Source organism: Frigoribacterium sp. CFBP 8751, from assembly GCF_014841545.1.
In the GTDB taxonomy this organism is placed as follows: Bacteria; Actinomycetota; Actinomycetes; order Actinomycetales; family Microbacteriaceae; genus Frigoribacterium.
The window spans coordinates 182907-206241 of sequence record NZ_JACYUB010000005.1 but is presented as its reverse complement, the minus strand read 5'-3'; the positions used below and the strand labels follow the sequence as shown (position 1 = coordinate 206241).

The window sequence follows — 23335 nt, the reverse complement described above, 5'->3', positions numbered from 1 at the left end:
CATGGCCGAATACATTTACTCGATGGTGCGCGCCCGCAAGGCGGTCGGCGACAAGCTGATCCTCGACGACGTCACCATGTCGTTCATCCCGGGGGCGAAGATCGGTGTCGTGGGGCCGAACGGCGCCGGCAAGTCGACGATCCTCAAGATCATGGCGGGGCTCGACACCCCCAGCAACGGCGAGGCGAAGCTCAGCCCCGGTTACTCGGTCGGCATCCTCATGCAAGAGCCCGAGCTCGACGAGACCAAGACCGTCCTCGAGAACGTCCAAGAGGGCGTGGGGCCGATCAAGCAGAAGCTCGACCGCTTCAACGAGGTCTCGGCCGCCATGGCCGAGCCCGACGCCGACTTCGACGCGCTGCTCGCCGAGATGGGCACCTTGCAAGAAGAGATCGACGCCGCCGACGCGTGGGACCTCGACTCCCAGCTCGAGCAGGCCATGTCGGCCCTGCGCACGCCTCCGGGTGACGCCGAGGTCGCGAACCTCTCCGGTGGTGAGAAGCGCCGCGTCGCGCTGTGCAAGCTCCTGCTGCAGAAGCCCGACCTCCTGCTCCTCGACGAGCCCACCAACCACCTCGACGCCGAGAGCGTGCTCTGGCTCGAGCAGCACCTCAGCAAGTACCCCGGCGCCGTGCTCGCCGTGACCCACGACCGGTACTTCCTCGACCACGTCGCCGAGTGGATCGCCGAGGTCGACCGCGGCCGTCTCTACCCCTACGAGGGCAACTACTCGACCTACCTCGAGAAGAAGGGCGAGCGCCTCCAGGTCCAGGGCAAGAAGGACGCCAAGCTCGCGAAGCGCCTCGCGTCCGAGCTCGAGTGGGTCCGAAGCAACGCCAAGGGCCGCCAGGCCAAGTCGAAGGCGCGTCTGGCCCGCTACGAAGAGATGGCGAACGAGGCCGAGCGCACGCGCACCTTGGACTTCGAAGAGATCGTGATCCCCGTGGGCCCGCGCCTCGGCTCGCAGGTCATCGACGCCAAGAAGCTGCACAAGGCGTTCGGCGAGCGGGTGCTCATCGACGACTTGTCGTTCACCCTGCCCCGCAACGGCATCGTCGGCGTCATCGGCCCGAACGGCGTCGGCAAGACGACCCTCTTCAAGACGGTCGTCGGCCTCGAGCCGCTCGACGGCGGAGAGCTGAAGGTCGGCGAGACGGTCGACATCTCGTACGTCGACCAGAGCCGTGGCGGCATCGACCCGAACAAGAACCTGTGGGAGGTCGTGTCCGAGGGGCACGACTACATCCAGGTCGGCAAGACCGAGATCCCGTCGCGGGCCTACGTGTCGCAGTTCGGCTTCAAGGGTCCCGATCAGCAGAAGAAGGCCGGCGTGTTGTCCGGTGGTGAGCGCAACCGTCTCAACCTGGCGCTGACCCTCAAGCAGGGCGGCAACCTGCTGCTGCTCGACGAGCCCACCAACGACCTCGACGTCGAGACCCTGGGCAGCCTCGAGAACGCGCTGCTCGAGTTCCCCGGCTGTGCCGTGGTCATCACGCACGACCGGTGGTTCCTCGACCGCATCGCGACGCACATCCTCTCGTGGGAGGGCCTGAACGACGACGGCACCCCCAACTGGTACTGGTTCGAGGGCAACTTCGAGGCGTACGAAGAGAACAAGGTCGAGCGCCTCGGTGCCGACGCGGCGAAGCCGAGCTCGGCCACGTACCGCAAGCTCACGCGCGACTGACCGGCACCCCACCGTCATGACCCGCCTGCACGTGCCGACCCGAGTCCGCTGGAGCGATCTCGACGGGTACCGACACGTGAACAACGCGTCGATGCTGCGCCTCCTCGAGGAGGCGCGCATCGACGCGTTCTGGTCGGCCGACGGGGCGATCGACGAGCGGTCGTCGGCCGCCGTCCTCGACGGCAGCCCGAACGCCACGACGATGACGCTCATCGCCCGTCAAGAGCTCGAGTACCTGATCCCCATCCCGTACCTGCGGGCCCCACTCGACGTGCAGATCTGGGTCGGACGTCTCGGCGGAGCGAGCCTCGAGGTCTGCTACGAGGTCTGGTCGCCCGAGGGCGTCGAACCCCGGCAGCTGTTCACGAAGGCCGCCACCACGATCGTGCTCGTCGACTCGGCGACCGACCGGCCACGACGCATCTCGGACGTCGAGCGCGACGCCTGGTCACCGTTCGTCGAAGAGCCCCTCGCCTTTCGCCGGCGCTGACCCGGCACGCGTCCCGTCAGCCTCGTGGCACCCGCACCATGCCCTCTTGCGCGACGCTCGCCACGAGCGTGCCCGCTCGGTCGTAGATGCGACCGAGCGAGAGCCCGCGGCCACCGACCGCGTTGGGGCTCTCTTGCACGTAGAGCAACCACTCGTCGACACGCGCGGGGCGGTGCCACCACATGGCGTGGTCGAGGCTCGCGACCTTGAGGCCGGGGGTGACGAACGCGACGCCGTGGCGGCGGTAGATCGGTTCGAGCAGGGTGTAGTCGCTGGCGTAGAGCAGGGCGGCGCGGTGGAGGTCGGCGTCGTCGGGCAGCGGGCCCGTCGCCTTGAGCCAGACGGCCTGGTGGGCGACGTGGTCGCCCTCGACGCTGAAGAACACGGGCGACGGCACGTGACGCATGTCGAACGGGCGCCGCGCCCACGACTGGGCGACGGGGTTGTCGACGGCCGACAGCAGTTCGGCGTCGCTCGGGACGCCCTCGGGGTCGGGCAGCCCGGTGGGCATGTCGACCTGGTGGTCGAGCCCCTCGTCGGGGGTCTGGAAGGACGCGATCATCGAGAAGATCGGCACCCCGTCCTGCGAGGCCTGGGTGCGTCGGGTCGCGAACGAGCGGCCGTCGTGGATGCGGTCGACCGTGAACGTGATGGGGATGGTGAGGTCGCCGGGCCGCAGGAAGTACGAGTGCAGCGAATGGACGTCGCGTCCACCGCCGACGGTGCGCTGGGCGGCCACGAGGGCCTGCGCCGCGACCTGTCCGCCGAACACGCGACCGAGCGGCTCGGGTTGTGACCCCCCGGTGAAGACGTCCTGCCCGCCGACGTTGCCCGCCGGCGAGAGGTCGAGGGTGGACAGCAGGCTCTGCAGCGGATCGACGGTCACCCGATGTAGTTTAGGGGGCCGATGAACGACGCATTCACCCTCCCCGACTCCCTGTCCCTCAGCGATCTCGCGACCTATCTCGGGCGTGCGGGCCGGGTCGAGGACGGCTCGGTCCGGCTCATCGCCGGCTCGGGCGTCCTCGCCGTCTACGTCGCCGTCTTCTACCCGATGGGGCTGCTCGACTCGAGCCCCACGGTGCTCGGACTGCGCACCTTCCAGCTCGACGACCGTCCCGAGTTCGACGCCGTGGTGCCGGTCCGGTCGTTGAAAGAGCGCCTCGTGCGCCTGCAGAACGACGTCGTAGACCCGACCGCGCCCGTCACCGTGTCCGTGCCCGCCACGGTCAACACGGTCACCTGGGCGGCCATCTCACCGCCGCGGGGCGGCTGGGCACGGCTCGAACCGATCGAGTCCGACCGCCTCCGCTCGACGGCCGAGGCGGGCATCGCCCGCGTCGCCGAGGCGATCCCGACGGGCACGGGCGAGCAGATCGTGCACCGGGTGAGGGCCGACGTGTGGTCGGCACCCGTCGAGGGCGCCGAGGGAGTCCCCGCAGGTGCCGGCTTCGGTGCGCTCAGCCTCGGCTTCCTCGACGGCGAGGACGAGGTCGCCGTCTTCGAGACGGGCACCTGGACGCGCCTCACGACGCCCAAGGGCCACGTCCTCGTCAAGCGTCGGTCGTCCCTGCTCTGACGCGGTCCGCGGTCGTCAGCGCTCGAAGGTGTTGACCATGGCCTGGGCGGCGCGGTCGAGGTAACCCCAGAGCATCGCGTCGTCGAGGGGTGCGAGTTCGAGTTCGTCGACGGCCACCCGCATGTGTTGCAGCCAGTGGTCGCGCGCCTCGGGCGTCACCCGGAACGGCATGTGCCGCATGCGCAGGCGGGGGTGCCCGCGCTCCTGGCTGTAGGTGGTGGGCCCACCCCAGTACTGCTCGAGGAACCCCGTCAAGCGCTGGATCGCGCCCTCGAGATCGGCCTCGGGATACATCGGCCAGAGCACCTCGTCGGTCCGGACGCCCTCGTAGAAGCGACGGACCAACTTCTCGAAGGTCGGCCGCCCGCCGATCTGCTGCCAGAAGTTGCCCTGGGCGGCGTCGTCACCGAGACCCCGCCGGACGGTGACCGGCACGGCCGACGGCGGGGGAGTCACGGGCTGCGCGGTGGACGGGCGTGGCGTCAGCGGGATGTCGGTCATTTGCGCTTGCTCCGCGGCACGTGGGGCGTCGGCACCGTGCGCGGCGCCCGGGCGCCCTGGACCGAGGAGGCGCTGTCGAAGCCGGTCAGGACGACGCTCGTCAACGAGGGCAGCACGATGTCCATGGCGTCCAGGGTCTTCTTGAGGCGCGACCGCAGCTCGCGGTCGACGTTGTCGCGATCGGAGGACCTGGTCTTGGCGACGATGCGGATCACCACGTGTTCCTCGGAGATCGACTGGATGCCCCAGACCTCGGGCTGGTCGATGATGGCGCGCTTCCACTTGGGGATCGCCGCGAGCTCGTTGGCCGTGTTCAGCATGGCGTCCTGCACCTGGTCGACGTCGGCGGAGTACGGCACGGCGAGGTCGATGACCACCCGCGTCCAGCCCTGCGACATGTTGCCCACGCGCAGGATCTCGCCGTTGCGCACGAACCACAGCACGCCGTTGACGTCGCGGACCTGCGTGACGCGGATGCCGACGGCCTCGACGACGCCGGCCGCGGGCCCGACGTCGACGACGTCGCCCACCCCCAGCTGGTCCTCGGCGACCATGAAGATGCCGTTGAGCATGTCTTTCACGATGTTCTGGGCACCGAATGCGAGACCCGCCCCCACGACCCCGGCGGCGCTGACGATGGCGACGGCGTTGAAGTTGAGCTCGCCGAGGATCAACACGAGTGCGATGCCCGCGACGACGACCGTGACCACGTTGTTCAGCACGCTGCCGAGCGTGCGAGTGCGCTGCACGACCCGGACCGCCTGGAGGGGAGAGGCCATGAGGGCCTGCGTGTCGTCGACGTTCTGCTTGCGTTTGATGCCGTTCACGACCTGGTCGACGACCCGACGGATCGTGAAGTGCAGGGCGACGCGCAACAACACCGCGACGAGCAGGATCGCGACGATCCGGATGGGAACGCGCCACATCGTCCAGAACGCGTCCCAGTCGAAGGCGATCGGGGCGGCGGGGTCGGTGGCAGCTGCGAGGAGGAGGTCCATATGAGCGACAAGTCAAGCACGCCGCCGCGACCTCACCCGGGAGGCGCCTGGACGCCGGAACGGCGGGCCCTGTGAGAGGGCCCGCCGTCCGGTTCGTTCGTCGGGTCGTCGTGCGACCCGGGGCGCGACTACTGCTGGTCGACCGCCTGCACCCGCAGGGCCCGCTCGACGCCCGCGACGCTCTCGCTCACGATGCGGCGCAGGGCCGGCGTCTCGGGGTTCGCCTCGAGCCACGCGTAGGACGCGTCGACGAGCGCCTGGTCGGCGAGGCCGGCCGGGTACAGCCCCGAGACGAGGGTGTCGGCGATGTGGTAGCTGCGCGACTCCCAGATGCCGGTGAGCGACGAGAAGTAGCGCTCGACGAGCGGCTGCAGGATCGCCGGGTCGTTCGTGTGCTGGTACCCGAGGGTCGTCGCCCGGACGATGGCGTTGGGCTGGTCGGCGCTGTCGACGACCGACGCGAAGGCGGCGAGCTTGCCCTCGGTGGTCGCGATCGTCGCACGGGCCCGTGCGGCCGCCTGGGCACCGTTCGCCGTGTTGTCCTCGGCGAGGGCGGCGTCGATCTCGGCCTCGCCGGCACCGCCGACGAGCACGAGGCCCTCGAGCAGCTGCCAGCGCAGGTCGGTGTCGACGGTGAGGCCCTCGAGGGCGAGCGATCCGTCGAGCAGACCGGCCAGCGCCTCCTCGTGCGCCTCGGTGGACGCGATCGCGGCGAAGAAGGTGACGAACTGGAACTGCGCGTCGGACCCGGCCTCGGCGCCCTGGGCCAGGGCCCAGAGGCCGTCGCCGACCTCGGTGATCGTGGAGGCGCGGCGTGCGGGTGCGACGTAGCTGCGGGCGGTCTGCAGCAGCTGCGAGAGCGTGGTGCGGATCGTCGTCGACTCGGTCTCGGTCGCGATGTTGTCGAGCACGAGTCGCACGTAGTCCGAGGCCGAGGTCTCGGCGTCGCGCGTCGCGTCCCAGACCGAGCCCCAGACGAGGGCACGGGCCAGCGGGTTCGAGATCGTCGACAGGTGCGCGATCGCGGTGGCGAGCGACACCTCGTCGAGGCGGATCTTCGCGTAGGCGAGGTCGTCGTCGTTGATCAGCACGAGGTCGCCGCGCTTCAGGCCGACCAGCTCGGGCACCTCGGTGCGGGTGCCGTCGACGTCGATCTCGACGCGGTCGGTGCGCACCAGGGCGTCGCCCTGCAGAGCGTAGAGGCCGATGGCGAGGCGGTGCGGGCGGATGGTGGGGTGGTCGGCCGGGGCCTCTTGCAACACGGCGAACGACGTGATGACGCCGTCCTCGTCGACGTCGAGCTCGGGACGCAGCGTGTTGACGCCCGCGGTCTCGAGCCAGAGCTTCGACCAGCTGGTCAGCTCACGGCCCGAGGTCGCCTCGAGCTCGACGAGCAGGTCACCCAGCTCGGTGTTGGAGTGGTGGTGCTTCTTGAAGTACGCGGCGACGCCGGCGTAGAAGGCGTCGATGCCCACCCAGGCGACGAGCTGCTTCAGCACCGACCCGCCCTTGGCGTAGGTGATGCCGTCGAAGTTGACCTGGACGTCTTCGAGGTCGGTGATCGTGGCCACGACGGGGTGGGTCGAGGGCAGCTGGTCCTGGCGGTAGGCCCAGCTCTTCTCCATCGCCTGGAAGGTGGTCCAGGCCTCGGTCCACTCGGTCGCCTCGGCGGTCGAGATGGTCGAGGCCCACTCGGCGAACGACTCGTTCAGCCAGAGGTCGTTCCACCACTTCATCGTGACGAGGTCGCCGAACCACATGTGGGCGAGCTCGTGCAGGATCGTGACGACGCGGCGTTCCTTGATGGCGTCGGTCACCTTGCTGCGGAAGACGTAGGTCTCGACGAAGGTGACGGCACCCGCGTTCTCCATGGCGCCGGCGTTGAACTCGGGCACGAAGAGCTGGTCGTACTTCTCGAAGGGGTACGCGTAGTCGAACTTGTCCTCGTAGTAGGCGAAGCCCTGACGGGTCTTCTCGAAGATGTAGTCGGCGTCGAGGTACTCCGTGAGCGAGCGACGCGTGAAGATGCCGAGCGGGATCGTGCGGCCGTCGGAGCTGGTGAGGTCGCTGCGGACGACGTCGTACGGGCCGGCGATGATCGCCGTGACGTAGCTCGAGAGCACGGGCGTGGGCGAGAACGTCCAGGTGCCGGTCTCGCCGTCGACGACGGGGTCGGGGGTGGTCTGGTTGCTGACGACCTGCCAGCGTGCGGGCGCGGTGACCGTGAACTGGAACGTCGCCTTGAGGTCGGGCTGCTCGAAGACCGCGAAGACGCGGCGGCTGTCGGGCACCTCGAACTGCGAGTAGAGGTAGACCTCGCCGTCGACCGGGTCGACGAAGCGGTGCAGGCCCTCGCCGGTGTTGGTGTACTCGGCGTCGGCGACGACCTCGAGCACGTTGTCGGCGGCCAGCTCGGCGAGCTGGATGCGGACGCCGTCGGAGACCGCGTCGACGTCGAGCGCGGTGCCGTTGAGGGTCACCGAGTGCACGGTGCGGGTGAGCGCGTCGATGAACGTCGACGCGCCGGGGGTGGCGGTGAAGCGCACGGTGGTCGAGCTGCCGAACACCTCGTCGCCACGGGTCAGGTCGAGGGCGATCTCGTACGACTGGACGTCGACGACGCTCTTGCGCTCTTGCGCCTCGACGCGGGTGAGGTTCTCTCCGGGCACGCTGGCTCCATCCGTCTGGGGGGTGAGGGGGGACTCGTGGTCCGCTGAGAGCCTAGACCGGCTGTACGACACCGGGGTGTTGACTGAGGGCATGACCGACACCCCCGTCCCCGCGCCCCACACCGTCGTCGACTTCTGGTTCGACCCCTCGTGCCCCTGGGCCTGGATGACCAGTCGTTGGGTCGACGAGGTCGCGAAGCACCGCGACCTCGACGTCACCTTCCACGTCATGAGCCTCGCGGTGCTCAACGAGGAGAACGACGTCAGCGACGAGTACAAGGCGAACTTCGCCCGCATGCTGCGCTACACGCGTCTCGTCACGGCGGCGGGCGAGCTCCACGGTCAGCAGATCGTCAAGCCCCTTTACGACGCCCTGGGCACCCGCATCCACCACGAGGGCGAGAAGGACGGCGACGTCGTCATCGCCGGTGCCGTGGCCGAGGTCGGACTGCCCGCCGAGTTCGCGCGGTACGCCGACGGTGACGAGTTCGACGAGCAGATGCGCGCCAGCCACTTCGACGGCATCGGCCGCGTCGGTCAGGACGTCGGCACCCCCGTCATCGCCGTCGACGGCGTGGCCTTCTTCGGCCCCGTCATCTCGCCCGCGCCGAAGGGCGACGAGGCCGTGCGCCTCTGGGACGGCGTCGTCGCCGTGGCGTCGTACCCGGGGTTCTTCGAGATCAAGCGCTCTCGCACGGTCGGGCCGATCTTCGACTGAGGACCCGCGCCTGCTCGGGCCCCGACGACGGACCACGAGGAGGCGCGGTGCCGGTCGGCCCCGTCGTGGCCCGGTTCTAGGATGGTCACCATGCGCATCCACGTGGCGACCGATCACGCCGGCCTCGACTTCAGCACGACCGTCATCCAGCACCTCACCGACGCGGGCCACGACGTGACCGACCACGGTCCGACGAGCTACGAGCCGCTCGACGACTACCCCTCGTTCTGCATCGCGGCGGCGCGGGCGACCGTGCGTGACCAGCGTGCCGGTCACGAGGCGCTCGGAGTCGTCTTCGGCGGCTCGGGCAACGGCGAGCAGATCGCCGCGAACAAGGTCGAGGGCGTCCGGGCGGCCCTGGTCTGGAACGACTCGACCGCGAAGCTCGCCCGCCAGCACAACGACGCCAACGTCATCGCGATCGGTGCACGTCAGCACACCGAGGCCGAGGCGCTCGCGTTCATCGACGCCTTCGTCGCCGAGCCGTTCAGCCACGACGAACGCCACGTGCGCCGCATCGCGCAGGTCGGCGAGTACGAGACCACGGGCGCGATCGCCGGTCACCCGGTCGACTGACGACGTAACGTCGAGAGCGGCGGGACCCCGACCGGGGCCTCGCCGCTCCGTCGTCTCCGCCGTCGAGCGCGAGACCGACACACCGACCACCAGAGAGGTGCCGCCGTGCCCGAGGGCCATTCCGTCCACCGCATCGCCAACCAGTTCGAGCAGAGTTTCGTCGGCCACCGCGTCGAGGTGAGCTCGCCCCAGGGCCGGTTCGCCGACGGTGCGACCCGGCTCGACGGCGCCACGATGGTCGACGCGAAGGCCGTCGGCAAGCAGATGTTCCTCGAGTTCGACAACGGGCTCTGGCTGCACGTGCACCTGGGGCTCTACGGCGCCTGGGACTTCGCCGGCGACATCGCCACGGGCCACTCGATGGCCGAGTCGCGGACGCGCCGGGCGGCGACCCGCAAGGCCGAGAACGCTCCCGACGACGACGGCGAGGACTCGATGGCCAGCATCGGTGCCCCTCGCAGGACGCGCGTGAGAATGGCCGAGCAGGAGAAGACCGAGGACGACATCGAGTCGTTCCCGCCCGAGCCCGTCGGGCAGGTGCGCGTGCGTCTGCTGACCGACACCGCCGTCGGCGACCTCCGTGGCCCGACGAAGTGCGAGGTCCTCGACGCGGCCGGGGTCGACCTGGCGATCTCGAAGCTCGGCCCCGACCCCTTGGTCGACTCGCCCAAGAAGGGCAGCGACCGCTTCGTCACGACCGTCCGCAAGAAGCGCACCCCGATCGGCCTTCTGCTGATGGACCAGAGCGTGGTCAGCGGCATCGGCAACATCTACCGCGCCGAGTTGCTGTTCCGGGCCCGGCTCGACCCGCACACGCCCGGCAACCAGGTGCCCGAAGAGGTGCTGCGTGCCCTCTACAAGGACTGGACGAAGCTGCTCAAGAGCGGCGTCGAGCTCGGCCAGATGATGACCATGGACGGCCTCACCAAGGCCCAGCACGCCAAGGCACTGCGCAGCCGAGCCGACCGACACTGGGTCTACCACCGTGAGGGCCTGCCCTGCCGGGTCTGCGGCACGAACATCGTGATGGAGATGGCCGCGGGCCGCAAGCTCTACTGGTGCCCGACCGACCAGGTGTGACCGGGCCGCCGTGTCACGTCCCCGTCACGGCTTCCGGTCGCGGCTGAAACCTGTGCCAGGGTGACACCATGCGGCACACCCCCACGTTCGTCCTGTCCGACGTCGACGAGGTCAAGCGGTTGATCCGCGAGAACCCGTGGGCCACGATCGTGTCCCACACGGCCGTGGGACTCGTGGCGTCGCACTACCCGGTCGTGCTCGAGCAGGACGACGACGACCCCGACGCCATCGTGGTCGTCAGCCACGTCGGCCGCCCCGACGAGCGCTCGCACGAGCTCGGTGAGCACGAGGTCATGGTGATCGTCCAGGGCCCGCACGGCTACGTCTCGCCCGGCTGGTACCCGGCCAAGCAGATCATCCCCACCTGGAACCACGTGACGGCGCATCTCTGGGGCACGCCCGAGATCCTCTCCGACGACGAGAACTTCCGCGTGCTGGGCGAGCTCGTCGACCACTTCGAGCGCGTCATGCCCGAGCCGTCGACGCTCACCCTCGACGAGGCAGGCTCGCGACGGGTCGCGAAGGGCACCGTCGGCATCCGCCTGCGCGTGACCCGGTTCGACGCCCGCGCCAAACTCAGCCAGAACAAGGCGCCCGAGGTCGTCGACCGCATCGTCGACGAGCTCGAGCACGGCGACCACTACGCGCAGCCGGCGCTCGCCGCCGAGATGCGCCGGGTGCGCGACCGATGACGGTCGGCGGCGGCACCCCGGCCGAGGAGGCGCGGCGCACGCTGCTGAGGGACGTCCGCCTGGTCGGTGGCGGGCCCGCCCCCGTGGACGTCCTGCTCGACGGCGGCCGCGTCGTCGCGCTCGCGTCCGGTCTCGCCCCCGACGGTGCCGAGGTCGTCGACCTCGACGGCCGCTGGCTCGCCCCGGGCCTCTGGGACTCCCACGTCCACATGGACCAGTGGGCGCTGGTGCGCCGTCGCCTCGACCTGTCGCGGGCGAGGTCCGCCGCCGAGGCGGCCTCGATCGTGGGGGAGCGCCTGCGCGACGAGCCGGTCGAGGCGGGAGGCACCCTCGTCGGCTACGGCTTCCAGGACGCGCTCTGGCCCGACGCCCCGAGTCGGGCGCTGCTCGACTCGGTGGCGGGCGACGTGCCGGTCGTCCTGGTCAGCAACGACCTGCACTCCGTCTGGCTCGACTCGGCAGCCCTGGCCCGTCACGGTCACGCCGACCATCCGACCGGTCTGCTGCGTGAGCAGCCGGCCTTCGACGTCAGCGCCGCCGTGAGCGTCGTGCCGGACGAGCAGCTCGACCGGTGGGTGGCCGAGGCCGTCGACGCGGCCGCCGCGCGCGGGGTCGTCGGCGTCGTCGACCTCGAGATGACGCTGTCGCTCGACCGCTGGAGCCGCCGCGTGGCCGGCGGGACCCGCGGGCTGCGCATCCGTCCCGGGGTCTACCCGCGCGACCTCGACGCCGTCGTCGCCCGCGGGCTGCGCACCGGCGACGAGATCCCGGGCACCGACGGGCTCGTCACGATGGGGCCGTTCAAGATCATCACCGACGGCTCCCTCGGCACCCGAACCGCGTGGTGCCACGACCCGTACCCCGGGCTCGAGGACGACCCCGCGGCCCGGGGGCTGCGCATCTACGAGACCGACGAGCTCGTCGGGTGGCTGCGCCGCGCCTCCTCGGCGGGGTTCGTGCCGGCCGTGCACGCGATCGGCGACGCCGCGAACGCCCAGGCGCTCGACGCCCTCGAGGAGGTCGGCTGTGGCGGCAGCGTCGAGCACGCGCAGTTGCTCGACGCGCGCGACGTCGAGCGGTTCGCGCGCCTCGGCATCGTGGCCAGCGTCCAGCCGGAGCACGCCATGGACGACCGCGACGTGGCCGACCGCTTCTGGGCCGGTCGCACCGGTCGCGCCTTCGCCTTCGAGAGCCTCGTCGCCGCCGGCGTCCGCCTGCAGCTCGGCTCGGACGCCCCCGTGGCGCCGCTCGACCCCTGGGTCGCGATGGCCGCGGCGATCTCACGCTCGCGTGACGGACGCGAGCCGTGGCACCCAGAACAGCGACTGGTCGCCTCGGCGGCGCTCGCCGCGTCGACCGGCGGCCGGGCACGGGTCGAGGTGGGGTCGGTGGCCGACCTCGTCGTCACCGAGGTCGACCCGCTCACCGCGACGGACGACCAGCTGCGCCGGATGCCCGTCGTCGGCACGGTGCTGGCGGGTCGGTGGACGCACCGCACGCTCTGACGGGGCGGTGTCGACCCGACACGGCGAAGGCCGCCACCCCGGGCGGGGTGGCGGCCTTCGTCCGTCTGGCGAGGGGGTCAGCCGGCGACGTGCGCGGCGAGGAACCAGCGGTCCTTCTCGAGGCCCCGCGAGATCTCGATCGCGACGTCCTGGCTCGAGGCGTCGAGCTCACCGAGCTCGTCGATGGCCTCGCGGACGGCGACGAGCGAGGCGTCGATCTGGGCGACCAGCTCGGCGATGGTGACGTCGATCTGGTTGAAGCCGGGGGAGGTCGGGGGGATGACGGTCTTGGCGGCGACGGTCTCGATGCGTCCGTCGACCGGCAGGCCGAGGGCGACGACGCGCTCGGCGGCGAGGTCGGCCCATTCGCGGGCGTGGTCGACGACCACGTCGATGAGTTCGTGGACGGCGACGAACGCGATGCCGCGCACGTGCCAGTGGGCCTGCTTGCCGTTGACCGACAGGGCCGTCATGTCCGTGACGATCTGGCTGAGGAACTGGGCGACGCCGGCGGCGACGTCGGGGTCGACGGAACCCTGGGGGACGGTGCGGGTGATGTCGGTCATGACGTGGTCCTTTCCTAGACGATGGAGGCAACGCTAGACGTCTGGGAGAATTCCGCAAGCAAGCTGAGGCTCGGCTCACCTAGGCCAGCCTCACCTCACCCCGCTCGTGAGGGGGGATAACCCCACCGGCGTTCCGGGCGCTGGCACCATGGGGTGGACGCCCCGCGCAGACCAGGCTCGAAGGCATGATCCAGGAGACCACCATCACCGCCGCGAACCCCTACCTCTCGCCCCCGTCCCGCCCCGGCGGCTACCGACGACGCTGGCGCGAGTTGCCTCGCGAACTCGGCTACGTCGCGCTCTCGGCCGTCCTCGTCGTCATCGTGACGGTGGCCGCCTCGTTGTTCCTGCACACGGTCAGCGGGTCGAGCGACTCGTTGTTCACCCTCGTCTTCCTCGCGATCGTCGTCTTCGGCGCGCTGTGGATCGCCCGGTGGTTCGGCACCTTCGAGGTGCTCCGCCTGGGCTGGGCCAGCGACCGTCCGATCCGACCCGTCGACTGGACTCCCAACACCGCATGGGGTCGGTCCACGAACCGCTTCGTGCGGGCGGTCTCGGTCTTCGCCAACCCGCACTACTGGCTGTACCTGCTCTACGGCGTCGTGGTCTTCCCGATCGTCGCGGGCTTCACGACCTTCGTCCTCGTGAGCCTGCTGGCCGGCCCGGTGCTCGCGGTCCTCGGGGTCGTGCTCGTCTTCCAGGCGTTGCCGCCGTTCGACACCTTCAACTGGGCGTCCGCGATCGGCAACGGCGGAGGCGCGGTGCTCGTCGTCCTCGCGCTCGCCCTCTTCGCCGTGGTCGTCCTGGTCTACCCCTACGTCGTGCACGGGTTCGTCGTCATGCACCAGGCGATCGCCGGCGTGATGCTCGGCGGGTTCCGCAGCGAGCAGCTCGAGGTCGAGCTCGCCGACCGAGAGATCTCGCGCACGGCCGCCCTGTCCGCCGAGGGCACGGCCCTCCGCCGGCTCGAGCGCGACATCCACGACGGGCCCCAGCAGCGCCTCGTGCGCCTGCAGATGGACCTCGCGGCGGCCTCCCGCGCCGTCGACACCGATCCCGAGAAGAGCAAGTCCCTCATCGAGGAGGCGCGGGTGCAGTCCCGCGAGGCCCTCGAGGAGCTGCGCGCCCTGTCCCGCGGTTTCGCGCCTCCGTTGCTCCTGGACCGCGGCCTGGTCGCGGCACTCGAGTCGCTCGTCGACCGCTCGGTGGTTCCGACCACGATGCTCAACCGGGTGCCCGCGCACGTCGCGATCCCGAGCGACATCGAGCGCAACGCGTACTTCATCGCGTCCGAACTGGTGACGAACACGGGCAAGCACGCCGAGGCGGCCAGCGCCGACCTCGTGCTGCGCACGCGCCAGGCTCCCGACGGCATCGGCACGCTGCTCGAGCTCGTCGTGACCGACGACGGACGCGGCGGTGCCGGCCTGCGCGACGGCCACGGTCTCGCCGGGGTGCAGGAGCGCCTCGTGGGCCTCGGCGGCTTCCTCGACATCAGCAGCCCGCAGGGCGGGCCGACCATCGTCACGGTGAGCATCCCGATGACGATCGAGGTGCCGAGCAACCCGACGATGCCGCTGCCGACCGAGCCGCTGCCGCCGTTCTCGTCGACGGCCGTGACCGAGCCGCTGCCCGACGGGGCGCTGCCCGACGGGCCGCTCGACCCGCCGGCCGGGCCGCCCGCGCGACCGTAGTCCGTGGGCCGCGCCCGTAGTCTGGACGCGTGAGTCTCGAGAGCCCCTCCCGTCAGCCCCTCCGCGTCGTCGTCGCCGACGACTCGGTGCTGCTGCGGGAGGGGCTCGTCCGACTCCTCGACGAGATCGGGGTCGAGGTCGTCGGGGCGTACGGCGACGCCGACTCCTTGCTGGCCGACCTGGACGAGGTCCGTCCCGACATCGCCGTGCTCGACGTCCGCATGCCGCCGACCCACACCGACGAGGGCGTCCGGGCCGCGATCGAGGCGCGACGCCGTCGGCCCGACCTCGGCATCCTGCTGCTGTCGCAGTACGTCGAGGTGGCCTACGCCCGCGACCTGCTCGAAGCGGGCTCGGGCGGGGTCGGCTACCTGCTCAAGGACCGCATCGCCTCGTTCGACGAGTTCCGTGACGCGCTCGGGCGGGTGTCCGACGGCGGCACGGTCCTCGACCCGCAGGTGGTCTCGCAGCTGCTGGGTCGTCGCAGCGACCCGCTCGCCGCGCTCACGCCGCGTGAGCGAGAGGTGCTGACGCTGATGGCCGAGGGGCGCACGAACGCCGCCATCGCGGCCGAGCTGGTCATCGGCACGGGTGCGGTGGAGAAGAACGTCACCTCGATCTTCCAGAAGCTCCTGCTCGAGGACAGCGGCACCGACCACCGTCGGGTGCTGGCGGTGCTCGCCTTCCTACAGCGCTGAGTCGGCTCGTCCCCGGTTCGGTGGAGCTCGCGACCGGCTGACAGAGCGCCGGACGGGTGTCGTCAGCTGGTCGTGCCCGGCGCGCCGTCGGCCGGGTCGGCGGGGGAGTCCGCCTGAGGGGCTACGGCCCGCGGGCCCGCCACGTCGAGGACGGCGTCGCGTAGCGCGTGGCCGAGGGCCTCGTAACCGGCTGTCGTGGGGTGGATGCCGTCGACGGTCGTGCCGGCGGCGAAGACGTCGCCCGCCCGGGCGAACCCCCAGGGGTCGGTGAACGTCCAGCCCTTGTCGGCGACGTAGCGCTCGAGTTGCCCCTCGTACCGCGCCGCGGCCCGCGGTGCACGGTCGTAGGGCGGGATCGCGGCCACGACGACGTGCTCCGGCCGGATCGTGTCGACGATGGCGTCGTAGGACGCGGCGGACTCGGCGAAGCTCAGCCCGAGGCGCACGTCGTTCGTGCCGGACATCAGCACGAGGACGTCGACGTCGGCGACCGGGCGCACCGCCGCGGCCTGCTCCTGCACTGTCGAGCCGCCCTTGGCGTAGCCACCCACGTAGTCGATGCCGTCGCCCTGGGCGTAGGTCATCCAGGTGTCGGCGGTGAGCCCGGCGCTCAGCAGACGACCGCCCCCGGCGGTCAACGAGTCGCCGACGATCGCGACCCGCACGCCCCCCGAGCTCGGAGCGACGGCCACGCCGGGCCCGGCCGCGGCCTGCGCGATCGCGCCGGACCCGGAGGCGCGGGTCGCCTCGGTCGGAGGGGCGGCGCATCCGGCCGCGAGGGTGGCCACGACCGCACCGACCAGCGCGACCCGTGCGAACGTCGCGCGTCTCATGTGGCCATCTTGGGTCACGTCGCGCCGAGAAAAATCATCCGCCAGCACGACTTCCCCCCGAGCCGGCCGAGAGACCCCTGAAGAGCGCCGACACCGACGTGCAAGGCCCGGAGAACATTTCATTGAAGGCGCCCCCGGCGCCGGACGCCTGCGTGCAAGGCGCGAAGAAGATTTCATTCAAGGCGCCTACCGGCGCCGACGCCTGCGTGCAACGTGCGGAGAAGATTTCATTCAAGGCGCCCCCCGGCGCCGACNCGTCGAACAAACACAGAGGGGATGACGGGAATCGAACCCGCGTGATCAGTTTGGAAGACTGAGGCTCTACCATTGAGCTACATCCCCGTGAGCGGCCGAGCCGCACGGGTGAGACCAGCATAAGGCATCCGACGAGGTCGCTCAGTCACGGGCCCTCGGCGTCGGCTAGACTCGACGCGGCCTTCACGTACCCGACCTCAACGGGGCTCACGCGTGCCGGCCAGTTCCAGGCTGATACACGGGGCGTAGCGTAGTGGCTAGCGCGTCCGTTTTGGGGGCGGAAGATCGCAGGTTCGAGTCCTGTCGCCCCGACGATCGTCTACCTGCTGTCTCGGATGTGAGTTCAGCGCCACCAACACAGGAGAAGCCCCACATTGGTCCAGACCACGGTTGAGAAGCTCAGCCCCACGCGCGTCAAGCTCAACATCGTCGTCACCCCCGACGAACTCAAGCCCAGCGTCACGCACGCCTACGGTCACATCGCCGAGTCGGTCAACATCCCCGGGTTCCGCAAGGGCAAGGTGCCGCCGCCCATCATCGACCAGCGCGTCGGTCGTGAAGAGGTGCTCAACCACGCCGTCAGCGAGAGCCTCGACAAGTTCTACCGCGAGGCCGTGACCGAGACCGAGATCCGCGTCCTCGGCCGTCCCGAGGCCGACGTCGTCGAGTGGCCGAACGTCAAGGACTTCTCCGGCGACCTGAAGATCGCCGTCGAGGTCGACGTGCGCCCCGACTTCGACCTGCCCGAGTACGACGGCCTCGAGCTGACGGTCGACACGGTCGACATCACCGACGACGAGATCGCCGAAGAACTGACGAACCTGCGTACCCGTTTCGGCACGCTGGTCACCGTCGACCGTCCCGCCACCACGGGTGACTTCGCGCAGATCGACCTCACGGCGACCATCGGCGACGACGTCGTCGACACCGCCAAGGGCATCTCGTACGAGCTCGGCTCGGGCGAGCTGATCGAGGGCATCGACGAGGCCCTCGAGTCGCTCACCGCCGGTGAGAGCACCACCTTCGAGTCGAAGCTGCTCGGCGGCGATCGCGAAGGCGAGACCGCCCTCATCGCCGTCGACGTCACGGCCGTCAAAGAGCGCGAGCTGCCCGAGGCCGACGACGACTTCGCCCAGATCGCCAGCCAGTTCGACACGATCGACGAGCTCAAGGGCGACCTGAAAGAGCAGCTGGCCAAGTCGAAGACCTTCGGTCAGGGTGCCCAGGCACGCGACCAGGTCGTCGAGAAGTTGCTCGAGGCCGTCGAGATCCCCGTCCCCGAGAAGCTCGTCGAGGACGAGGTGCACCGTCACCTCGAGCAGGAGAACCGGCTCGAGGACGACGAGCACCGCGCCGAGGTGAAGGAGAGCAGCGAGAAGGCCTTCCGCAACCAGATCCTCCTCGACGCCATCGCCGAGAAAGAGGCCGTCAAGGTCGAGCAGGACGAACTGACGCAGTACCTCATCCAGGGTGCGGCCCAGTACGGCATGGAGCCCGGCGAGTTCATCAAGGTCCTCGACCAGAACGGCCAGATCCCCGCCATGGTCGGCGAGGTCGCTCGCAGCAAGGCCCTCGCGGTCGTGCTCAGCAAGGCCAAGGTCGTCGACGGCAAGGGCGACTCGGTCGACCTGTCCGCCTTCACCGCGACCGCGGGTGTCGGCGGCGACGACGACCACGCGGGTCACGACCACGCGTAAGCAACAGCGGCGGGTCGGCTGACCCGTCACGTCGAGAGGGCCGGGTGCGAGTGCACCCGGCCCTCCGTCGTTCCCGGCGCCGCGCCTCCCGGGCTCTCGGGCGTGCCCCGCGTGGCCGTGGAGGCGCGGTATCTGCCGTGGGCGAACAGCCCGGAACCCGTGCGTTGGCTCCGATAGATTCGACGACAAGCGACAACGAATGGGAGCTCCACCATGGCCGACGTGACACTGCCCAACAGTGTTTTTGACCGACTGCTCAAAGACCGGATCATCTGGCTCGGCTCTGAGGTCCGCGACGAGAACGCCAACGAGATCGCCGCGAAACTGCTGCTGCTCGCTGCGGAAGACAGCGAGAAAGACATCTACCTCTACATCAACTCGCCCGGCGGGTCGATCACGGCGGGCATGGCGATCTACGACGCCATGGAGTTCGTGCCGAACGACATCGTCACCGTCGGCATCGGCATGGCCGCGTCGATGGGCCAGCTGCTCTTGACGGCCGGCACCAAGGGCAAGCGCTACATCACACCGAACGCTCGCGTCCTGCTGCACCAGCCGCACGGTGGGTTCGGCGGCACCTCGTCCGACATCCAGACGCAGGCGCAGCTCATCCTCTCGATGAAGCGTCGACTGGCCGAGATCACGGCCGCGCAGACGGGCAAGACCGTCGAGCAGATCAACGAGGACGGCGACCGCGACCGCTGGTTCACCGCCGAGGAGGCCCTCGAGTACGGCTTCGTCGACCACATCCGCGGCTCGGCCACCGACGTCGTCGGCGGCGCCGGCACCGACCAGGCCTAGGCCCTTCGCCCCTTCGTCAGAACGAGAAAGAGAAGAACTCATGGAACTCCCGATGATGGGTGGCGCGGGTCGAGTGCAGACCCCCAGCTCCCGGTACATCCTGCCCAGCTTCGAAGAGCGCACGGCGTACGGCTACAAGCGCCAGGACCCCTACGCGAAGCTGTTCGAAGACCGCATCGTCTTCCTCGGCGTGCAGGTCGACGACGCCTCGGCGGACGACATCATGGCCCAGCTGCTCGTGCTCGAGAGCATGGACCCCGATCGCGACATCACGCTGTACATCAACTCGCCCGGTGGCTCGTTCACGGCCATGACGGCCATCTACGACACGATGCAGTACATCCGTCCCGAGATCCAGACGGTCTGCCTCGGCCAGGCCGCCTCGGCCGCGGCCGTCCTGCTCGCCGCGGGTCAGCCCGGCAAGCGTCTCGCCCTGCCCAACGCCCGCGTGCTGATCCACCAGCCCGCGACCGGTGGCAGCAGCGGCGGCCAGGCCTCCGACATCGAGATCCAGGCCGCCGAGGTGCTCCGCATGCGCACCTGGCTCGAAGAGACCCTGTCGAAGCACTCGAACAAGACGCCCGAGCAGGTGAACCGCGACATCGAGCGCGACAACATCCTGGGTGCCCAAGAGGCGCTCGAGTACGGCCTCGTCGACCAGGTCCTGGGTTCGCGCAAGAACCAGCCGGCGGCGCTGACGCGCTGACCTCGGCATGACGACGAAGGCCCCGGGCTCCCGCCCGGGGCCTTCGTCGTGGTGATCGCCGGGTCGTCGGCACGGCGTCCTCCGGCCATCCCCGTCGGATGTGCTCGAACCACCCGGGTCGGTCCGTGAGTGTCGGCGGATCGGGTTAGGCTCGGTGCACACGACGACCGGTCCCGGTCGATGACCTCAGCCAATCAGGGAGGCCGAGCATGGCGCGCATAGGTGAGAGTGCCGATCTGCTCAAATGCTCGTTCTGCGGCAAGAGCCAGAAGCAGGTCCAGCAATTGATCGCCGGTCCCGGCGTGTACATCTGCGACGAGTGCGTCGAGCTCTGCAACGAGATCATCGAAGAGCGCCTCGCCGAGGCCGGTGACGAACCCGCGAGCGAGTTCGACCTGCCCAAGCCCCGCGAGATCTACTCGTTCCTCGAAGAGTACGTGATCGGGCAGGACGCGGCGAAGCGTGCCCTCTCAGTGGCCGTCTACAACCACTACAAGCGCATCCGCGCCGCCTCGACCCTCACCGCCGCCGAGTCGCTCGCCGACGAGGTCGAGATCTCGAAGTCGAACATCCTGCTGATCGGCCCGACCGGCTGTGGCAAGACCTATCTGGCGCAGACCCTGGCCAAGCGGCTGAACGTGCCGTTCGCCGTCGCCGACGCCACGGCCCTCACCGAGGCCGGCTACGTCGGCGAGGACGTCGAGAACATCCTGCTCAAGCTGATCCAGGCCGCCGACTACGACGTCAAGCGGGCCGAGACCGGCATCATCTACATCGACGAGATCGACAAGATCGCCCGCAAGGCCGAGAACCCCTCCATCACGCGCGACGTCTCGGGCGAGGGCGTGCAACAGGCGCTGCTCAAGATCCTCGAGGGCACCGTGGCCTCGGTGCCGCCGCAGGGTGGCCGCAAGCACCCCCACCAAGAGTTCATCCAGGTCGACACGACCAACGTGCTCTTCATCGTCGCCGGGGCGTTCGCCGGGCTCGAGGACATCATCTCGAACCGCGCAGGCAAGCGCGGCATCGGTTTCGGTGCCCCGCTGCACAGCAAAGAAGACGAAGCAGCCCTCTTCAGCGAGGTCCTGCCCGAAGACCTCCACAAGTTCGGTCTGATCCCCGAGTTCATCGGTCGTCTGCCCGTGGTGACCACGGTCACGCAGCTCGACCAGCCCGCGTTGATGCAGATCCTCACCGAGCCGAAGAACGCGCTCGTGCGGCAGTACCAGCGCATGTTCGAGATCGACGGGGTCGAGCTCGAGTTCGACCGCGGCGCCCTCGAAGCGATCGCCGACCTGGCCGTCCTGCGTCAGACCGGCGCCCGCGGGCTCCGCGCCATCCTCGAAGAGGTCCTCGGTCCGATCATGTTCGACGTCCCGTCGGACGACACCGTCGGGCGAGTCGTCATCACACGGGCCTCGGTGCTCGAGAACGCCGCGCCCACGATCGTGCCGCGCCTCGTCGAACAGCGCACCGAGAAGTCCGCCTAGCAGCGACGTCAGAACGCCCCGGCCGGTTCGGCCGGGGCGTTCTCGTGTCAGGCGAGGCCGCGGCGCGCGAGCAGGGGCTCGACCCGGGCGTCCCGACCACGGAAGTCGCGGTAGGCCTCGAGGGGGTCCTTCGAGCCGCCGACGCCCAGCAGGCGTGAGCGGAACCGGTCACCGTTCTCGCGGGTGAGCCCGCCGTTCTGCTCGAACCACTCGACCGTGTCGGCGTCGAGCACCTCGCTCCAGATGTACGAGTAGTAGCCGGCGTCGTATCCGCCCGAGAAGGTGTGGGCGAAGTACGTGCTCGAGTAGCGGGTGGGGACCGACGCGAGGTCGAGGCCCACCGCGGCCAGCGCCTCCTGCTCGAACGCCTCGACGTCCGTGATCGCCGCGGCCTCGGCCGACGACACGGCGTGCCACGCCTGGTCGAGCAGCGCCGCGGCGAGGTACTCGCTCGTCTCGAAGCCCTGGTCGAACCCCTGCGAGGCGATGAGCGCGTCGACCAGCGGCTGGGGGAGGCGTTCGCCGGTCTCGTGGTGCACGGCGTAGTTCGCGAGCACCTCGGGCCAAAGCATCCACATCTCGTTCACCTGGCTGGGGAACTCGACGAAGTCGCGGAAGACGTTCGTGCCCGAGAAGCTCGGGTAGGTCACCCGGGCGACGAGGCCATGCAGGGCGTGACCGAACTCGTGGAAGAACGTCGTCACCTCGTCGAGCGTCAGCAGGGTCGGCCGGCCGGCCGGTGGCTTGGGCACGTTGAGGTTGTTGACGACCACCGTCGGCAGTCCGGTCAGGGCGGACTGCGAGACGAGCGGGTTCATCCAGGCACCGCCGCGTTTGCTGTCACGCGTGTACAGGTCGAGCACGTAGAGGCCGACCTCGCGGCCGTCGGCGTCGGTCACCTCGAAGACCCGCGCCTCGGGGTGGTAGGCGACCAGGTCGGGGCGCTCGGCGAACCGCAGGCCGTAGAGCTGCCCCGCGGCGAAGAAGACGCCGTCGTGCAGCACGCGCTCGGCCTCGAAGTACGGCCGCATCGCGGCCGTGTCGACGTCGTGCTTCTCGGTGCGGACCCGTTCGGTGAAGAAGGCCCAGTCCGACGCCCGGATCGTCCGGCCGGCGACGCGCTCGAGCTCGGCCTGCTCGGCGCGTGCGTTTCGGGCGGCAGGAGGCGCGAGTCGCCCGAGCAGGTCGGCCACCGCCTCGGGCGTGCCCGCCGTCTCGCCCGCCGTGACGTAGGCGGCGTGCGACCGGAACCCGAGCAGCTCGGCCCGCTCGGCGCGCAGCCGGGCGATCTCGAGCACGAGCTCGCGGTTGTCGTGGTCGCCTCCGCGGCGTCCGCGCGAGAGCGACGCCTGCATGATGCGCTCGCGCAGCGCCTGGTCGGTCAGGCTCGCGAGGTAGGGGTGGCCGCTGAACAACACGAGGGTGATGACGTAGCGACCCTCGAGTCCACGCTCTCGGGCCGCCTCGGCGGCGGCGGCGATCGCCCCGGCGTCGAGTCCGTCGAGTTCGGCGACGTCGTCGACCACGACGGCGAGGTCGTTCGTGTCGGCCAGCAGGTTCTTCTCGAACCGTGTGGTCAGGGTCGAGAGCCGGCCGTTGAGGTCGCGCAGGCGGTCTTTGTCGTCGTCGCCGAGGGCGGCCCCCGAGCGAGTGGCCTCGGCGACGAGTCGTTCGACGAGGTATCGCTGCTCGGCGGTCAGGTCGAGGGCGTCCCGGCGCTCGTGCACGCTGCGGAGACGGGCGAAGAGGCGCGGGTCGAGCCGGATGGCGTCGGCGTGTGCCGCGAGCCGCGGGGCCAGCTCGAGTTCGAGGGCGTCGGTGGCCTCGGTCGAGTCCGACGAGGTCTTGTTGAAGAAGGCGTGCTCGACGCGGGTGAGGATCGCGCCGCTGCGTTCGAGGGCGGCGACCGTGTTCTCGAAGGTCGGCTCGTCCGGGTCGGTCGCGATCGCCTCGACCTCGGCCAGCTGCTCGGCGAACCCGGCGTCGAACGCGGGGCCGTAGTCGTCGTCGGAGATGCTCGCGAACGGCGGCAGCGAGTACGGCAGCGTGCTGGGGGAGAGGAACGGGTTCGTCATCAGCCCACACTAGGAGGCGCGCTAG

Annotated in this window: 21 protein-coding genes and 2 tRNA genes; 15 read left to right on the top strand and 8 right to left on the bottom strand. The window is 70.0% G+C overall.

Features of this window, described 5'->3' with window-relative positions:
* Position 1 precedes the first annotated feature (1 nt).
* Positions 2-1687, top strand: coding sequence for an energy-dependent translational throttle protein EttA (ettA, locus tag IFT88_RS13490; protein WP_056226966.1), 1686 nt, complete (start codon positions 2-4; stop codon positions 1685-1687).
* Positions 1688-1703: 16 nt separating this feature from the next.
* Complete coding sequence (locus IFT88_RS13485; protein WP_043597007.1) at positions 1704-2177, top strand: acyl-CoA thioesterase; 474 nt, start codon at positions 1704-1706, stop codon at positions 2175-2177.
* 16 nt (positions 2178-2193) lie between these two features.
* Here IFT88_RS13485 and IFT88_RS13480 read toward each other — a convergent pair whose 3' ends face one another.
* Positions 2194-3063 carry an acyl-CoA thioesterase gene (locus IFT88_RS13480; RefSeq protein ID WP_446718833.1) on the bottom strand — a complete coding sequence of 290 codons (870 nt, stop codon included), beginning with the start codon at positions 3061-3063 and terminating at the stop codon, positions 2194-2196.
* A gap of 21 nt (positions 3064-3084) precedes the next feature.
* Here IFT88_RS13480 and IFT88_RS13475 point away from each other — a divergent pair, with 21 nt between their 5' ends.
* Positions 3085-3756, top strand: coding sequence for a hypothetical protein (locus tag IFT88_RS13475; RefSeq protein ID WP_043597013.1), 672 nt, complete (start codon positions 3085-3087; stop codon positions 3754-3756).
* A gap of 15 nt (positions 3757-3771) precedes the next feature.
* On the opposite strand, the gene IFT88_RS13470 is transcribed toward IFT88_RS13475, so the two are convergent.
* The 3 genes from IFT88_RS13470 to pepN all read right to left on the bottom strand — a co-directional run bounded on the left by IFT88_RS13470 (position 3772) and on the right by pepN (position 7924).
* Entirely contained in the window at positions 3772-4257 is a 486-nt protein-coding gene (locus tag IFT88_RS13470; RefSeq protein WP_082060186.1) for a globin, read from the bottom strand.
* Positions 4254-5255, bottom strand: a complete 1002-nt coding sequence (locus tag IFT88_RS13465; RefSeq protein ID WP_056226968.1) for a mechanosensitive ion channel family protein — start codon at positions 5253-5255, stop codon at positions 4254-4256. The genes IFT88_RS13470 and IFT88_RS13465 overlap by 4 nt, the downstream gene beginning before the upstream one ends.
* Before the next feature lie 128 nt (positions 5256-5383).
* Positions 5384-7924: an aminopeptidase N gene (pepN, locus tag IFT88_RS13460; RefSeq protein WP_192121147.1), complete on the bottom strand. Its 2541-nt coding sequence runs from the start codon at positions 7922-7924 to the stop codon at positions 5384-5386.
* Positions 7925-8015: 91 nt separating this feature from the next.
* On the opposite strand from pepN, the gene IFT88_RS13455 reads away from it, so the two are divergent.
* The 5 genes from IFT88_RS13455 (at position 8016) to IFT88_RS13435 (ending at position 12495) form a co-directional block, all read left to right on the top strand.
* Entirely contained in the window at positions 8016-8642 is a 627-nt protein-coding gene (locus IFT88_RS13455) for a mycothiol-dependent nitroreductase Rv2466c family protein (protein WP_137847432.1), read from the top strand.
* Positions 8643-8732: 90 nt separating this feature from the next.
* Positions 8733-9218: a ribose-5-phosphate isomerase gene (locus tag IFT88_RS13450; protein WP_043597130.1), complete on the top strand. Its 486-nt coding sequence runs from the start codon at positions 8733-8735 to the stop codon at positions 9216-9218.
* A gap of 105 nt (positions 9219-9323) precedes the next feature.
* The gene (locus IFT88_RS13445; protein ID WP_043597021.1) at positions 9324-10298 is read left to right on the top strand and encodes an Fpg/Nei family DNA glycosylase; all 975 of its coding nucleotides are present in this window, start codon (positions 9324-9326) and stop codon (positions 10296-10298) included.
* 68 nt (positions 10299-10366) lie between these two features.
* Complete coding sequence (locus IFT88_RS13440; RefSeq protein ID WP_192121145.1) at positions 10367-10990, top strand: FMN-binding negative transcriptional regulator; 624 nt, start codon at positions 10367-10369, stop codon at positions 10988-10990.
* A complete protein-coding gene (locus IFT88_RS13435) occupies positions 10987-12495 on the top strand; it encodes an amidohydrolase (protein WP_192121142.1) in 1509 nt (502 codons plus the stop codon). Before IFT88_RS13440 ends, IFT88_RS13435 begins: the two co-directional genes overlap by 4 nt.
* Before the next feature lie 77 nt (positions 12496-12572).
* On the opposite strand, the gene IFT88_RS13430 is transcribed toward IFT88_RS13435, so the two are convergent.
* Positions 12573-13061, bottom strand: coding sequence for a Dps family protein (locus IFT88_RS13430; protein WP_043597026.1), 489 nt, complete (start codon positions 13059-13061; stop codon positions 12573-12575).
* Positions 13062-13246: 185 nt separating this feature from the next.
* Between IFT88_RS13430 and IFT88_RS13425 the strand changes: the two genes are divergently transcribed.
* Together IFT88_RS13425 and IFT88_RS13420 are read left to right on the top strand one after the other, a co-directional pair.
* Positions 13247-14755: a histidine kinase gene (locus IFT88_RS13425; protein ID WP_052505435.1), complete on the top strand. Its 1509-nt coding sequence runs from the start codon at positions 13247-13249 to the stop codon at positions 14753-14755.
* A gap of 29 nt (positions 14756-14784) precedes the next feature.
* Positions 14785-15453: a response regulator transcription factor gene (locus IFT88_RS13420; protein ID WP_043597028.1), complete on the top strand. Its 669-nt coding sequence runs from the start codon at positions 14785-14787 to the stop codon at positions 15451-15453.
* A gap of 62 nt (positions 15454-15515) precedes the next feature.
* On the opposite strand, the gene IFT88_RS13415 is transcribed toward IFT88_RS13420, so the two are convergent.
* Positions 15516-16286, bottom strand: a complete 771-nt coding sequence (locus IFT88_RS13415) for an SGNH/GDSL hydrolase family protein (RefSeq protein ID WP_043597030.1) — start codon at positions 16284-16286, stop codon at positions 15516-15518.
* Positions 16287-16557: 271 nt separating this feature from the next.
* Positions 16558-16628 (bottom strand) — tRNA-Gly (locus IFT88_RS13410).
* 152 nt (positions 16629-16780) lie between these two features.
* Between IFT88_RS13410 and IFT88_RS13405 the strand changes: the two genes are divergently transcribed.
* The 5 genes from IFT88_RS13405 (at position 16781) to clpX (ending at position 21235) form a co-directional block, all read left to right on the top strand.
* Positions 16781-16853, top strand: a tRNA-Pro gene (locus IFT88_RS13405).
* A 62-nt stretch (positions 16854-16915) separates the two neighbouring features.
* Positions 16916-18238, top strand: coding sequence for a trigger factor (tig, locus tag IFT88_RS13400; protein WP_043597032.1), 1323 nt, complete (start codon positions 16916-16918; stop codon positions 18236-18238).
* A 213-nt stretch (positions 18239-18451) separates the two neighbouring features.
* Positions 18452-19039: an ATP-dependent Clp protease proteolytic subunit gene (locus tag IFT88_RS13395; protein WP_043597035.1), complete on the top strand. Its 588-nt coding sequence runs from the start codon at positions 18452-18454 to the stop codon at positions 19037-19039.
* Between the two features lie 40 nt (positions 19040-19079).
* A complete protein-coding gene (locus tag IFT88_RS13390; RefSeq protein WP_043597037.1) occupies positions 19080-19745 on the top strand; it encodes an ATP-dependent Clp protease proteolytic subunit in 666 nt (221 codons plus the stop codon).
* 209 nt (positions 19746-19954) lie between these two features.
* A complete protein-coding gene (clpX, locus tag IFT88_RS13385) occupies positions 19955-21235 on the top strand; it encodes an ATP-dependent Clp protease ATP-binding subunit ClpX (RefSeq protein WP_043597039.1) in 1281 nt (426 codons plus the stop codon).
* 47 nt (positions 21236-21282) lie between these two features.
* Here the strand turns inward: clpX and IFT88_RS13380 are convergent, their stop codons facing one another.
* Entirely contained in the window at positions 21283-23310 is a 2028-nt protein-coding gene (locus tag IFT88_RS13380) for a M3 family metallopeptidase (protein ID WP_192121140.1), read from the bottom strand.
* Positions 23311-23335 lie beyond the last annotated feature (25 nt).